Origin of the sequence: Roseibium album (assembly GCF_965233825.1) — a bacterium.
GTDB lineage: Bacteria > Pseudomonadota > Alphaproteobacteria > Rhizobiales > Stappiaceae > Roseibium > Roseibium album.
This window is the reverse complement of the sequence record NZ_OZ247583.1, coordinates 801,780-815,296: the sequence shown is the minus strand read 5'-3', so window position 1 is coordinate 815,296 and position 13,517 is coordinate 801,780. Positions and strand designations below refer to the sequence as shown.

Annotated in this window: 10 protein-coding genes; 6 read left to right on the top strand and 4 right to left on the bottom strand. The window is 56.5% G+C overall.

Annotation, left to right across the window (positions count from 1 at the left end):
- Positions 1–20: 20 nt before the first annotated feature.
- Together ACO6TI_RS03795 and ACO6TI_RS03790 are read right to left on the bottom strand one after the other, a co-directional pair.
- Positions 21–776: a glutamine amidotransferase gene (locus ACO6TI_RS03795; protein WP_422384384.1), complete on the bottom strand. Its 756-nt coding sequence runs from the start codon at positions 774–776 to the stop codon at positions 21–23.
- Positions 777–882: 106 nt separating this feature from the next.
- Positions 883–1,359, bottom strand: a complete 477-nt coding sequence (locus ACO6TI_RS03790; protein ID WP_055114952.1) for a TerB family tellurite resistance protein — start codon at positions 1,357–1,359, stop codon at positions 883–885.
- Positions 1,360–1,668: 309 nt separating this feature from the next.
- On the opposite strand from ACO6TI_RS03790, the gene ACO6TI_RS03785 reads away from it, so the two are divergent.
- The 6 genes from ACO6TI_RS03785 to ACO6TI_RS03760 all read left to right on the top strand — a co-directional run bounded on the left by ACO6TI_RS03785 (position 1,669) and on the right by ACO6TI_RS03760 (position 12,026).
- Positions 1,669–2,931, top strand: a complete 1,263-nt coding sequence (locus ACO6TI_RS03785; RefSeq protein WP_196999417.1) for an imelysin family protein — start codon at positions 1,669–1,671, stop codon at positions 2,929–2,931.
- An 86-nt stretch (positions 2,932–3,017) separates the two neighbouring features.
- On the top strand, positions 3,018–4,547 hold the full coding sequence (locus ACO6TI_RS03780; RefSeq protein WP_422384383.1) for a di-heme oxidoredictase family protein: 1,530 nt from the start codon (positions 3,018–3,020) through the stop codon (positions 4,545–4,547).
- Positions 4,547–5,620 (top strand): imelysin family protein, encoded by a 1,074-nt coding sequence (locus ACO6TI_RS03775; protein WP_422384382.1) that lies wholly within the window; start codon positions 4,547–4,549, stop codon positions 5,618–5,620. Before ACO6TI_RS03780 ends, ACO6TI_RS03775 begins: the two co-directional genes overlap by 1 nt.
- Positions 5,601–6,764, top strand: a complete 1,164-nt coding sequence (locus ACO6TI_RS03770; RefSeq protein WP_422384381.1) for a DUF1513 domain-containing protein — start codon at positions 5,601–5,603, stop codon at positions 6,762–6,764. The genes ACO6TI_RS03775 and ACO6TI_RS03770 overlap by 20 nt, the downstream gene beginning before the upstream one ends.
- Before the next feature lie 142 nt (positions 6,765–6,906).
- On the top strand, positions 6,907–9,795 hold the full coding sequence (locus tag ACO6TI_RS03765) for an AsmA family protein (protein ID WP_422384380.1): 2,889 nt from the start codon (positions 6,907–6,909) through the stop codon (positions 9,793–9,795).
- A 206-nt stretch (positions 9,796–10,001) separates the two neighbouring features.
- Positions 10,002–12,026, top strand: coding sequence for a prolyl oligopeptidase family serine peptidase (locus ACO6TI_RS03760; protein WP_422384379.1), 2,025 nt, complete (start codon positions 10,002–10,004; stop codon positions 12,024–12,026).
- Positions 12,027–12,075: 49 nt separating this feature from the next.
- On the opposite strand, the gene ACO6TI_RS03755 is transcribed toward ACO6TI_RS03760, so the two are convergent.
- Positions 12,076–13,134, bottom strand: coding sequence for an adenylate/guanylate cyclase domain-containing protein (locus ACO6TI_RS03755; RefSeq protein WP_055114939.1), 1,059 nt, complete (start codon positions 13,132–13,134; stop codon positions 12,076–12,078).
- Complete coding sequence (locus ACO6TI_RS03750) at positions 13,131–13,499, bottom strand: group I truncated hemoglobin (protein WP_055114937.1); 369 nt, start codon at positions 13,497–13,499, stop codon at positions 13,131–13,133. Before ACO6TI_RS03750 ends, ACO6TI_RS03755 begins: the two co-directional genes overlap by 4 nt.
- Positions 13,500–13,517 lie beyond the last annotated feature (18 nt).

Genomic DNA, 13,517 nt, shown 5'->3' with positions numbered 1-13,517 from the left:
GGCAACCAGTTGGTGGCGGATCATTCCACCGCTCTCATCTGGGCGTGCATAACCGGCGCTTGTGCTGTCCCGATCCAGAGATCCAGAAAATCGTCGAGCCATTTCCTGACGGCAGGATCGTGGATGAAGCGGCCGGCGAAGTGATCGCGGCGTTGCTGAGCTCCGGGCAGTTCCATGCGCGGCGCTGCCTTTGTGGTCCATTTGACCATCATCTGGTGAGTCAATTCCGGATGAAACTGGATGCCGTAAGCGGCCGGTCCGACACGAATGGCCTGATTGGGGTACGTCGGGCCAGAAGCCAGCAATTCAGCTCCACCCGGACAGTCAAAACCTTCCCGGTGCCACTGATAAACCTTTTTCGGCCAGTCCATCATTGTTTTGCCGGTGCTTGTCGGCGACAAGGGGTAATAGCCGATCTCGACAAGTTCGTCCCTGTGACCGGCGACCGTGCCACCCAGGTGCCTGACCATCATCTGGGCCCCGAGACAGATACCGAGAAAAGGTTTTTCCTCCTTCAGCGGTACCTTGATCCAGTCAATTTCCTTGTGAACGAAAGCATCGGGATCGTTGGCGCTCATCGGACCACCAAATATCACAGCACCGGCATGCCCGGCCATGGTGTCAGGCAGCGTGTCACCGAAACGGGGTTTTCGGATATCCAGTGTGAAGCCGCGTTTGACAAGTTCCATTCCGACACGGCCGGGTGAGGAGGCTTCCTGGTGGAGGACAATGAGGACCTTGGGACAGTTACCGGCTGGAGCGCGTTCAAATCTCATAAGACAAATATGAGGGAGCCCGCCAAAAAAATCGACCCCCGCTCCAACAACTGTTCAATGAAATTTCCCCGGCTATCGATGCTCGCCCGGATTCGATACCGGATTGCTACTCGCTGTCCGTTTCTTCAGGTGCAGTTTGCGCAACCTTGTGCCGGAGCGTCATGCGATCTCGCGTTGAAACTCCCAGAAGTTCGGCGACACGCCAGATTGTATTGTCTTCAAACTCGTGGACGTGGCCGTCCGCGTAAACGATCTCCCACATCATCTCGACGATCGCGAGGCGCTCTGTCTCGTCGGCCGTCCGTTTCAATACGGACGTGAAACCATAAAGGTCGACGGCCTCTTCGTCTCGCTGCTTGGCAGCGGCGATCAGTTCCGTCGTTTCCTTGTCGGACAGGTCGTAGTGGCTTTGCAGGATCTCGCGAAGTTTCGTGCTTTCGCTTTCCTCGATGATGCCGTCGATATCGATCAGGTGAAACAACAGGGCAGCCGCAGCCAAACGCTTGTCGTCTTCTGCGAACTTCTTCTTGCCGTCGTCACCAAATGTGATTTCCCGGACAAAGCTTTTCAGCGCATTCAGCATGTCTTGGTTTTCCTGTTTCCGGCATCCCTGCTTGCCTTCCTTAAATAGCTATACCATTCCCACTTTGGCATCAAAGAGTTGTTGATACCTTTAATCGTGTCAGGTGGGAATTTAATCCGGTATTTTCGAGTCAACTTTTTGGAATCGTTCTAAACTATTGATTTTTCTTGATTTTAAACTTGACACTATGCTTCAGGAAATGGTTTGACCGACAGGCTGTCGACGCCCGCTGGCGTTGTTTAAATTTTTGTAATTGCAAAAACGGGGTGGCGTTCGCGGCCCCGATTGCATTGAAAAGGGGGTGGACCCATGAAATCACTCAAGTTTGGCCTGCTGACGGCTACGGCCCTGTTTGTCACGCCTGCAATGGCAGCGGCGCCGTCTGATGTCCTGTCGAATTACGGCGATATTGCCCAGGCGAGCTATGCCGATTCCCTTGCAACGGCAAAGACGCTGAAGGCTGCTATCGACAAGTTCCTCGATGAGCCGACCGAGGCAAACCTGGAAGACGCACGCTCTGCGTGGATCGAAGCGCGCAATCCCTACCAGCAGACTGAAGCCTACCGTTTCGGCAACGCGATCGTCGATGATTGGGAAGGCAAGGTAAATGCGTGGCCGCTCGACGAAGGTCTGATCGACTATGTTGACGCGTCCTATGGTGAAGATTCAGAAGAAAACCCGTTCTATGCGGCCAACCTGATTGCCAATCCGTCCCTCAAGGCCGGTGGCGAAACAATCGATGCGAGCAATATTACCGCGTCTTTGCTGGCCGACCAGCTTCAGGAAGCCGGTGAAGTCGAGGCCAACGTGGTCACCGGTTATCACGCTGTCGAATTCATGCTGTGGGGTCAGGATCTGAACGGCACCGACGCCGGGGCCGGTTCCCGTCCCGCGACGGACTTCGATCCGGCCAACTGCACCGGCGGGAATTGTGAGCGGCGGGTCCAATACCTGCGAGCAGTCACCGACCTTCTGATTTCCGATCTTGAAGAAATGGCAGCCGCCTGGGCGCCTGGCGGAGCGGCACGTGAAGAGCTGGCAGCCAAGGGAGAAAACGGTGGTCTTGCGACGATCCTGACCGGTATGGGTTCGCTTTCCTACGGTGAACTTGCCGGGGAACGCATCAAACTCGGCCTTCTGCTGCATGATCCGGAGGAAGAGCATGACTGCTTCGCCGACAACACCCACATGTCGCACCTCAATGATGTCGTCGGTATCCGAAACGTCTACTTCGGTTCGTATTCAAGCCCGCTTGGCAACGATGTTTCAGGTGCTTCGCTCGCTGACATTGTCGCGGCGAAGGATCCGGCACTTGCCGACGAGATGAAGGCAAAGCTCGACGCGACGCTGGCTGCTTTCGAGGTCATGAAGGCGCGGGCCGAAGGTGGTGAAGCCTATGACCAGATGATTGGTGAAGGCAACGACGAGGGCAACGCCGTTGTGCAGGCCGCCGTCGACGCTCTGGTCGATCAGACGGCGTCCATCGAACGCGTCGTAAAAGTGCTCGGTCTGGACGAAGTCGCGTTTGAAGGTTCCGACAGCCTTGACAACCCGGGCGCGGTTTTCGAATAAGCAAATCTCGTCAGGCGGCTCTCGGGCCGCCTGACGCTTTTCTATCTGCGAATTGGGGCTCGCAGGTCACAATCAGGATGCGATTTATGAGGCTGGCCCTTCGGTCGAACGCCGCCAAGAGCGCTGTTTTGTGTGTTTTTCTTGCAGTCAATCCTGTCGCTGCAGGGGATCCGTTTTCCCACCGCGACGACCTGTCGGAGAAAGACAGGGCCAGGATCGCGAACATACTCTCGGCGCCTGCCGATTTTGAAGCGCCCGAACCGTTCGAGCCGATGCAGGGCGGAGCCGGCACCTCTACCCGCCGCCCAAATCGGGATGCATTTTCGCACTCGAATGCCAACCTGACGTTCGAAGAGCAGCACGATTTCAAGGTCGGAAACGGGCTTTTCAAGAAACTCTGGACTTCTTCGCCCTCGTCGACACGCGCCTCAGACGGTCTTGGACCGCTCTACAATGCGCGCTCCTGTCAGGGTTGCCATCTGAAGGACGGCCGGGGCCGTCCGCCACGTCCGGGGGATGAAGCGGTTTCGCTGTTCCTGCGTCTTTCAATTCCGCCTCAGACGGAAGAACAGCAACTGGCCCTGGCGGCGCGGAAAATCCTGCGTGTTCCGGAACCGGTCTATGGCGGTCAGTTCCAGGCCTTTGCTGTGCAGGGCCTTCCCGGCGAAGGACGGTTCGATATCGGAACGCAAGACATCGAAGTTCACATGAATGGCGGTGAGACAGCCATTCTTCAAAAACCCGTCTACCAGATCCGCGATCTCGGATTTGGTGACATGCATCCCGACACCATGATTTCCCCCCGTGTTGCGCCGCCGATGATCGGGCTTGGCCTTCTTCAAGCCATCCACCCTGGCGACTTGGAGAGGCTTGCGGATCCGGAGGATCTCGATGGGGATGGCGTTTCAGGCAGGATCAGCCGCGTGCGTGATCCGGAAACCGATGAGTTCACCATTGGCCGGTTCGGCTGGAAGGCATCGAACCCCTCTATCCGGACCCAGACGGCGGGTGCATTTTCCGGCGATATCGGCATCAGCACGCCGGACCGGCCCGACAACTACGGCGATTGCACGGAATTGCAAACCGAATGCAGAGCCTTGCCGCATGGCGAGCAGGTGACGCTCGGCGTTTCCGAGGCCCCTGATCCTGTCATGGATCTTGTGACTTTCTATTCGGAAAACCTCGCAGTGCCGATGCGGCGCGATGTTGACGATCCGGTCGTCCTGAAGGGCAAGCAGGTCTTTTACGAAACGGGTTGCGCCAAATGCCATCAGCCAAAATATGTAACAGGAAGAAATGCCGCAAACCCGGCGCACAGGTTCCAGCTGATCTGGCCATATACGGACCTTCTTCTGCATGATATGGGCGAGGGTCTTGCTGACAATCGCCCTGTGGGTGATGCAAACGGACGGGAATGGCGGACGCCGCCGCTCTGGGGCATCGGCCTGACCGAGACGGTAAACAACCATACAAGGTTCCTGCACGACGGACGGGCACGCAATCTTCTGGAAGCCGTTCTGTGGCATGGCGGCGAAGCACAGGCGGCACGTGATACTGTTGTTGCAATGCCGCCGGAAAATCGACAGGCGCTGATCCGTTTCTTGGAGTCTCTTTGATGAAAAACCTGGTCCTGGGAATTGCTGCGATCCTTCTTGCGGTTCCATCGCAAGCAGCTGATTTCAACGCACCGCTTGAAAATATCATTTCGGGCTATTTTCGCCCGGCGGCAGCCGATTTTTCTGAAAGCGCCGGAAAACTGCCCAATGCCGTTTCAGCCATCTGCATCGAGGCAACCGAGGCAAACGTCCTTGGATTTCAAACCGCCTTTTCGGAAACCATACGTGATTTTTCACGCATTCAGTTTCTGAGGTTCGGTCCCCTCCTTGAAGACGACAGGCTAAGCCGCCTGTCTTTCCGGCCTGACCCGCGCGGCAGGGCGCAAAAGCAGATCAGAAAACTCTATGCGGCGGCGGACAACAGCATTTTGTCGCCTGTGCGCCTTGGCAAGAAAAGCGTCGCGGTTCAGAGCCTGACTGCACTGGAGCTGATTGCCTTCAACAAGGACACGGAAGTCGTCCTCGGAAATGACAGTGACAACAAGGACTACACGTGCGGGTACGCCCTCGCCATTGCGCAGAACGTTTCCAAGATTGCGCATGACACCTCGGCCGATTGGATCGACCCGGACGGTTACAGCAAAATTCTCCTGTCTGCCGGGCCGGACAATGACCGTTATCGTACTTCGAAGGAAGCCTTCGAGGACGTTTTCAATTCGCTGGCAACCGGTATCACGATTACCAAGGATCAGGATATTTTGCCGGCGATGGGAAAGTCGAAGGACAAAACAAAACCGAACCGGTTTCCCTTTTCACGCTCGGGCAATGCGGTAGTCTACCTCACGGGCGAGCTTGCCGGTATCAACGATGCGCTGTCCAGCATGGATCTGAAACCAATGATGTCATCCGACGATCAGTGGACACTGGATACGCTCGGTTTTGAATTCAAGAATGCCAGGAACTACCTGGATGCACTCAATCCGCCCTTGCGCAGGACATTCAGCGAGAACGATGGTTACAATCAGGTTGCTGCCCTGTTGATCACGCTTTCCTCGATCCAGGAGCTGATGACCCAGGGTGTCGCCGGTGGCCTGGGACTTGCCGGAGGGTTCAATGCCCTTGACGGCGACTGAACGACACTCGTTTTCGCGCCGCGGGTTCTTGACGGCGCTGGGCGGTATCGCAACGTTGCCTGCCTTTTCGCGGTCGCCACTGGCAGAAAGCCTGCTGGAGCGGAAAGACGGTGAAGATGCTGTACTTTTTGCCAGCGCCTACCGGAATTCCAATGGTGACTTCGGCATAGGACTGCTGGACGACTACGGACAGATCCTTGCCAGAATAACGCTCCCCGGACGTGGTCATGGTATTGCCGTTTCTCCGGACGGGCAGCGTTTTGTTGCCTTTGCACGGCGTCCCGGGACGTTCGCTCTGTTTGTGCAGCCTTTTCAGAACTCCGACCCTTCCGTGATTGTCTCCGAACCCGGCAGGCATTTTTATGGTCATGGCTGTTTTTCGGCCGATGGCCGTCTGCTTTATGCGGTGGAGAACGATTTTGGAGCCGTTCGCGGGGTTGTGGGCGTCTACGACGTGAGTGGCCACCTGCCGAAACGGATCGGTGAAATCAGTTCTTTTGGTCTTGGACCGCACGATATCGCGCTATCGTCCGACGGACGGACACTCGTGATTGCAAATGGCGGCATTGAAACGCACCCGAACATGGGTCGAGAGAAGCTCAATCTTGCCACCATGGCGCCCTCGATCGCCTTTGTTGATGTACAAACAGGCGATCTGGCAAGACAACATGAACTGGACAGGTCCCTGCATCAATTATCCTTGCGGCACATGGCCCTGGACGGAAAGGGGCGGGCCTGGGTCGGTGGCCAATATGAGGGGCCGGCATCTGATGCGCCGCCGCTCGTTGCCGTCTTCGCACCTGACGAAGCGCCCTATACGACAGAAATACCAGCGTCATTCACAGGCAATCTGAACAATTACATCGGGTCCGTAACCGCCAGCATTTCCGGCGATGTCATTGCCACATCCGCACCGCGTGGCGGCCAGACCCTATTCTGGGACGCAGGAACAGGCGGTTTCCTTGGCGCGCAGGCGATCCCCGATGGCTGCGGTGTCGCGCCCATCGATCAGGGCAGTTTTCTGATTTCTGACGGAAATGGCGGTTTGTCTTTCGTCAATGAACCGGACTTGCCAGCCGAGATCCTGGCGCGGCCCCCGGGCTTTTCGTGGGACAATCACTTGGTTGCCTTTTCCCAGGCGTGACGATTTCCGAGGAAGCTCTGCGCTCGACGGTTGCGAATTCGTATTGTTTCCTGCTTTTGTCAAATTCACAGTGCAGTGTGGGTGTGGACGAAGCTGCGATTGGTCTACATTAGGGCCGATTCGCGAAAGGAGACGCTCAAATATGCGACGGCTTTTGATCGGGTTGGGCAGTCTGGTGATCTTGCTGGTGACGATCGTTCTGGTCGTTCCGCTGTTCCTGCCCAAGGACGAAATCAAACGTCAGGTGGTTGAACAGGTGGACAAGCGACTTGGCTGGCGCGTCCGGCTTGACGGTCCCGTGTCGCTTTCCCTGTTTCCCGGGTTTGCTCTCGACGCACAGGATATCGGTGTCGCGGGAGAAGCCGGTGCCGACGGTATTGAATTTGCAAAGGCGGAACGAGTGGAGTTCGGTCTCGCCTGGGGTGGGTTGATAACGGGCAACATCCAGGTCACCGGCATTACTCTGGACAAGCCGGACATCTATCTTGAAGTGGGTCAAAACGGATCGACCAGCTGGGAACCGCGCCGGAATCTCGGTCTTGGCGAAGACCTTGCCGCCCAATCCGGACAAGCCGCTCAGGCTGATCAGACCTCGGCAACGCAAGCGCCCCAATCGGAGCCTGCGACCGCATCCGGAAACTACCTGAAAAGCATTGGTGTCGACAGTCTTACGATCAACGGTGGCATGCTCACCTACAAGGATCCGTCAACAAGCGAGCCGGTTCGGATCAGCAATCTGGATCTTGCACTCACTGCTCCGGATCTCGGCGGTGAGGTCGATCTGACTTCCAGTTTCGTGCTTCAGGACATACCGTTCAATGTCGCCGGTGGGCTGGATAATCCGCTGGGGCTGACATCCGGCGATCAGGTGCCGGTCAACCTGACGATTTCGACCGGTGAAAATTCCATCACAATGTCAGGTGAAACAGGGCTCAAGCCAACGCGCGCCGAACTGACCCTGAATGCCGCGGGACCATCATTGAAGTCGTTGGCAGCGCTCGCCGGTCAGAGCCTGGAGGCAGACCCGGGGGCCTATTCATTCGATGCCAGCATTTCAGGCTCGGAAGCGTCGATTTCCGTTGCCGATCTGCATCTTGTGCTCGGCCAGCTTTCGCTCGGTGGTGCGGCAGACGCGGATCTCGCAGGTCTCGTGCCGGAAGTGTCCGGCCGCATGGTGCTGAAGGATGGATCGATCAAGGACCTTCTTCTTCTGGCAGGCCAGGACTTGCCGGCAAGCGGAAAGCTGAGCGCCGATATGGCATTCGATACCGTCGGATTGACAGGCGCGGAACTGATTGCCGGTCTCGACATGAACGGGTCGATTTCGATTTCAGAGGGCGAAATTGGTGGCCTCGGCCTGTCCTCCACCGTTGGTGACCCGGAGGCGGACCGTCTGACCGACCTTGCGCTGGACGTGGATCTTCAGGGCCTTGAAAAACCGATCTCCCTTTCGGGCGCGCTTTCATGGCGGGGTGAAGCATTCAGCCTGACAGGCGAGGCCGATACCGCAAAGTTGCTTGGCGGAAACTCAGCACCTGTATCCGTTTCCCTGAAAGGGAACAGGGTTAGTGCGGGCTTTGCCGGACAGGTCGCAATGAGCGGCAATGTCGATGGCGCGGTCAATGTGGATACGGCTGATCTGCGTGGTTTGATGGGCTGGCTTGGTCAGCCGCTTGGTTCGGGGGGCGGGCTGAAAACCTTCAAGGCCTCCGGGATTTTCGGTATGCAGCCCGGTGCGGTTTCGTTCGAAGAAACCCGCTTTACACTTGATGAGACAAGCGGTGAAGCCAACGGGAGGATCGAACTTGGTGCCAAGCCGAAGGTGACGGCACGACTGGCGCTGCGCGAGCTGGTACTGGATCCGTATCTTAGTGACGGCTCCAGCACAGGAACCGGTGGCGGCTCTGGCGGGTCCGGGTCTTCAGGCAATGCAAGTGGCGGAAACGAAAGCAAAAAGCCGGCATCCGGATGGAACACGGATCCGATCGACTTCAAGGGTCTTCGGGCCGTCGATGCGGATTTCAAGGTCACGACGCGCGAGATTCGCTGGAACAAGATCAAGATCGACGAGAGTGCGCTTTCCACGACCATTCAAAACGGGGTTCTGACTGCGAACCTGGAAAAGCTGGCTCTATACGAAGGCGCGGGCAAGGGAACTGTCACGTTGAACGGAGCTTCGGAAACACCTGAAGTCGCCGCGCAGTTTTCGCTGAGCGGGCTCAATGCCTATCCCTTGCTGCGCGACGCGGCTGAATTTGAGTGGATTGAAGGCAGCACCTCGATCAATCTCAATGTGACGTCAAGCGGCGGATCGCAGCAAGCGCTGGTCCAGGGTTTGAACGGTTCGGCCGACTATGAATTCGTGGACGGAGCAATCAGGGGTATCAATATTCCGAAAATGGTGCGGGGTCTTTCTGTCGAAACATTGCTCGGCTGGCAGGAAAATCCCTCGGCGAAGACCGACTTCAGTACCCTCGGGGCTTCGTTTCAAATTGCCAACGGGATCGCCAAGACCGAAGATCTTGCCATGGTCGGGCCGTTGTTGCGTATGAACGGCAAGGGAACGACGGACTTGCCGCAGCAAAGCCTCAACTGGCGCGTGGAGCCAAATATCGTTCCGACCCTGGAAGGGCAACCGCCGATGCCGCGCCGGAAGGGCGAGGACAAGAAAATGGCTGGTCTCGGCGTTCCAATTGTCATCGAAGGGTCCTGGAATGACCCCCGGATCTATCCCGATATTGCCGGTATTCTGCAAAACCCGGAGGCGGCCTACAAGCAGCTTCAGGAAACGGGTGGCGAGCTGATCTCGATACTCCAGGGAAACAAGGACGCTCCGCAGGAGCTGGTTGATACGGCTAACGAGGTTATTCAACGCGCGACCGGTGGGCGGACCCAGATCGATGTCCAGAAGGTTATCGACGGCGATGTCGATGACGAAGAAGTGCTGAAAGCGGTTGAAGAGGGCTTCGGCCTTCCTCCCGGATTGCTTGGAAGTGTTCTGGGCAAGAAAAAGAAAGAAGACAGCAACTGACAGCGCGCGTCCTGCCGAGTCGGGCAAGGTGACCTGCCAGACAGGATGAGCGGTGCCATCGTCTTGCGAGACCGGTCGGCGAATCATGTTTCCGCGCTGCCTGAGCACTTGGGTCGCAAATCCCGACCTTGTGAAAATCAACAATAGTATTTGCGGTATAGTGTTGGACAAAGACACCACCTTTCGTTGTTGATTGGAGTATCGTCATGTCCATGCGGGGCACCGTTTCGCAGAAATTCATCCTCTTGTGTGTCACACTTTGTCTTGCGTTGCCGGCGCGAGAATCCTTCGCACAAGGCTCCTGGAGCCCCGAAACCAGCCTCAATGTAAAACGTCTTTCAGACCTCTCGTTTTCTCCCGACGATTCAAAGCTGCTTTACGGTGTGAACAGCGTCGATCTGGTCAAGGACGAATATCCGGTCGAATTCTTCGTGTCCGACACCGATGGTGGCAACGTGCGAACGTTGCTGGAGCGGTCTGCTGAAAAATCCGCGCCGCAGTGGTCACCGGACGGGCGCTTCGTTGCCTATCTGTCTACCGAAACGGGGATAAACAATATTTGGGTCGTCGAGGCCGCTGGGGGTGACGGCCAGCAGATTACCCGCGTTTCGCGGGATATTTCGAGTTTCAAATGGGCGCCAGACGGCAACTCAATTGCGTTTGTCATGGCAGATCCGGATTTGGTTCCGCCGGATGTGAAAGATTCAGATGTCTTCGTCAAAAATCACCTTTGGCTGCAAAAACTGAAGGGCGTCAAACCGGACGGAAACGTGATCAACCTGACGCGGGATGCAGAATTCTCGGTTAGCGAATGGGGCGGCAACTGGTCGTATGACTGGGCTCCCGACAGCCGCCGGATCGTGTTTGCGCATCAGGAACGACCCGGCCTCGACTACTGGACGAGGGCGCAGCTCTCAATTGCCGATGCCGGAACCGGGGAATTCAGTCGTATCGATGCAGGAAATGAGCACTGGAAATATTTTCCAAAGTTCTCGCCGGACGGCAAATGGATTGCATTCATAAACGCACCGGGCCCCTTCAAATGGTCTTTCCTTTGGGATATCAAACTTCTCCCGGTCGATGGCGGCGATATCATCAATCTCCCCAACAGCAAGAACCGGCTTCCGTTTCCGTGGGAGTGGGCGGCCGATTCCAAGAGCCTCTACTACATAGAGAATGACCGTGTCAGCTATTCCTTCTACGAGATGCCCATCGACGGATCCTCGTACTCGAAAGTGTTCGGATCTCCACGAGATCTGGATGTGCCGGGCCTCAATACCTATCTGACGTCATCCTTTGTCGACGTTAGTTCAGACGGACAGACACTCGCCTTCATCGGACAGACACACGCAAAACCCCCCGAGGCGTATGTCACCGATGTCGCCCAGTTCGATCCTTCAAGGGTCACGCAGGTGAACAGCGAGTTCGATGGGATCGGGGCACTCAGGACCGAGCTGATCGAGTGGACGTCGCTCGACACAACGCCTGTCGAGGGTCTTTTGAGCTATCCGGAGGACTACCGGGAAGGCGAGACATATCCATTGGTCGTGCAGATACACGGCGGTCCGAATGGCGTTGACTTCAACGAATACCTGCCGCTGATGAGATTCTTTGCGACGGCGTCCTATCTGGAACACGGGTATTTCGTTCTACGCATCAATTATCGCGGTACACTCGGATATGGCCGGAATTTCCGGGAAGACCTGATCGGCAATTTCGGTGGCCCGGACTTTCACGACGTCATGACGGGCGTAAACCACGTCATCGCCCAGGGATTGGCGGATCCCGAGAAGCTGTTCGTGATCGGCCAGAGCAATGGTGGTACGCTGACCAGCTGGATCATCACCCAGACCGACCGGTTCAGGTCTGCATGCCCGGTTGCCGGAGAAACGGACTATATCAGTCTGGAGGGCACCAACGGCTATTTTCAGACAAGCTGGTACCTGGGGGGCAGTTTCATCGACAATCTGCAGATGTTTCTGGATCGCTCACCGATCTTCCATGTGAAGAATGTGCAGACCCCTGTGCTCATTCAAGGCGGACTACTGGACGACAATGTTCCCTTTACGCAACTGGAGGAGTTTTATCGTGCGTTGAAGCGAGAGGGTGCGGATGCACATCTGGTCGGGTATCCGAAGTCGACCCACGACTACTACCCGCCAAAACTGTACCTGCGCCTGTTGCGCTCCTGTCTCGACTGGACCGAAAAACATCGCGAGGCCGCGGAATAGTGCCTCAAGATCAGGGCGTGGGCTTTACCTTCTGTCCGGCAGGGTCGCCTCAAAACCTGCCGGCTTTGCGGGCCAGTTCAATACCCGGGCTGATCCGCATCAGGCGCATTTCGCCGAAACTGCGTATTTCCTGTTTCCCGAGATCGTCAAGATGAAATTCCTCAACGAGGAATTCCTTCATCGAATCGGGGGCAACGACGCACATGGGATTGGCAAATGCCTGCAGGCGCGCGGCAAGGTTCACGGCTGATCCGAAAACGTCATATACGTATTTCTGGATGCCGACGACCGAGCCCACGGCTGACCCGGTGCCAAGGCCTATGCGTGCTTCCCACTTGTACTGGTGGCTCTGATTGCGACGTTCGAGATAGCGGATGAAGCGCACCGCACAATTTGCAACCGCCCGCATGTGGTCAGGAGAAGGTTCGGGCATCCCGGCGACCGCAAGATAGGCATCGCCGATGGTCTTGATCCGTTCGCAACCGAATTGTTCGGCAATCCGGTCGAACGCCGTGAAAATGTCGTTCAACTCGCCGAGTGTGACCGTGGGGTCATGATTGGTCGAAAAACGAGTGAAATCGACAAAATCCAGCATGACAACGGAGACGCTTTCGTAAAGCTGGGGCGTCACGACACCGAATGTCTTGAACTCCTCATAGACAGTGCGGGGCATGAGGTTCAGCAACAGGCGTTCCACGCGTTCCTTTTCCCGTTCCAGTTCGCGCGTGTTGCGCTCGACCATGGACGAGTAACTGTCGATCATCGACTCCAGTTCACGGATCCGGGTGATGTTCTGACATTCGACGACGAACAGGTCGTTTGTCTCTTCGTCCGCTCCGGAAATCGAAAGGGCGATGACCAGTGTGCGGCGTTTCAGCTTTACAGAGATCTCACCGGAATAGCGGCCGGTCTGGTCCAGCGCTGCGCGTACACCATCCATGTCGATATCATGAAGAACGTCCTGCAACGGAGACCCGGGATCGGGTTTTCCGAACCAGTCCGCGAAGGGGGCGTTGCTGAAAACGAACTGGAAGTCATCTCCCCGGACAACGGCGATACCAACGCCGATGGCGCGCAGAAGCTGTTGATTGATGGCCGTGATACTCATGAGCGGCCCGTCGAAAGAATACAGGTCCGGCGGGCTTCGATTTCCGAAATGACCGTGTCGATGTCCTGGGGCGTAAAGTCATGTTCCGCGAGCGTTTCGCTCAGGAGCCTGCTCACCTCATCGAAATCTTCGTGTGTCAGGTCAAGCGAGGCATGTGCTCTCCTGAGCCGCTCATCGGAATAGGAAACCGGACCACCGAGAAGAGATGAAATGAACTTGGTCTGATGATCAATCAATTTCGGCATGTCGATGTCGTCGAAGTAGTCGCCGACCTGATCGGAATCGAGAATTTTGTCATAAAAAGCCATTACAACGCGGCTTACGGATTTGAAGCCACCGTATTTGTCAAAAAGGGCCTTGGACATACCTGGGATACTCGATTA

Excerpts from the sequence above, each read along its gene's own strand:
- ACO6TI_RS03765 (WP_422384380.1), top strand. The coding sequence starts at position 6,907 with ATGCGACGGCTTTTGATCGGGTTGGGCAGTCTGGTGATCTTGCTGGTG.
- ACO6TI_RS03760 (WP_422384379.1), top strand. The coding sequence starts at position 10,002 with ATGTCCATGCGGGGCACCGTTTCGCAGAAATTCATCCTCTTGTGTGTC.
- ACO6TI_RS03750 (WP_055114937.1), bottom strand. The coding sequence starts at position 13,499 with ATGTCCAAGGCCCTTTTTGACAAATACGGTGGCTTCAAATCCGTAAGC.
- ACO6TI_RS03780 (WP_422384383.1), top strand. The coding sequence starts at position 3,018 with ATGAGGCTGGCCCTTCGGTCGAACGCCGCCAAGAGCGCTGTTTTGTGT.
- ACO6TI_RS03785 (WP_196999417.1), top strand. The coding sequence starts at position 1,669 with ATGAAATCACTCAAGTTTGGCCTGCTGACGGCTACGGCCCTGTTTGTC.
- ACO6TI_RS03795 (WP_422384384.1), bottom strand. The coding sequence starts at position 776 with ATGAGATTTGAACGCGCTCCAGCCGGTAACTGTCCCAAGGTCCTCATT.
- ACO6TI_RS03790 (WP_055114952.1), bottom strand. The coding sequence starts at position 1,359 with ATGCTGAATGCGCTGAAAAGCTTTGTCCGGGAAATCACATTTGGTGAC.
- ACO6TI_RS03770 (WP_422384381.1), top strand. The coding sequence starts at position 5,601 with ATGCCCTTGACGGCGACTGAACGACACTCGTTTTCGCGCCGCGGGTTC.
- ACO6TI_RS03775 (WP_422384382.1), top strand. The coding sequence starts at position 4,547 with ATGAAAAACCTGGTCCTGGGAATTGCTGCGATCCTTCTTGCGGTTCCA.
- ACO6TI_RS03755 (WP_055114939.1), bottom strand. The coding sequence starts at position 13,134 with ATGAGTATCACGGCCATCAATCAACAGCTTCTGCGCGCCATCGGCGTT.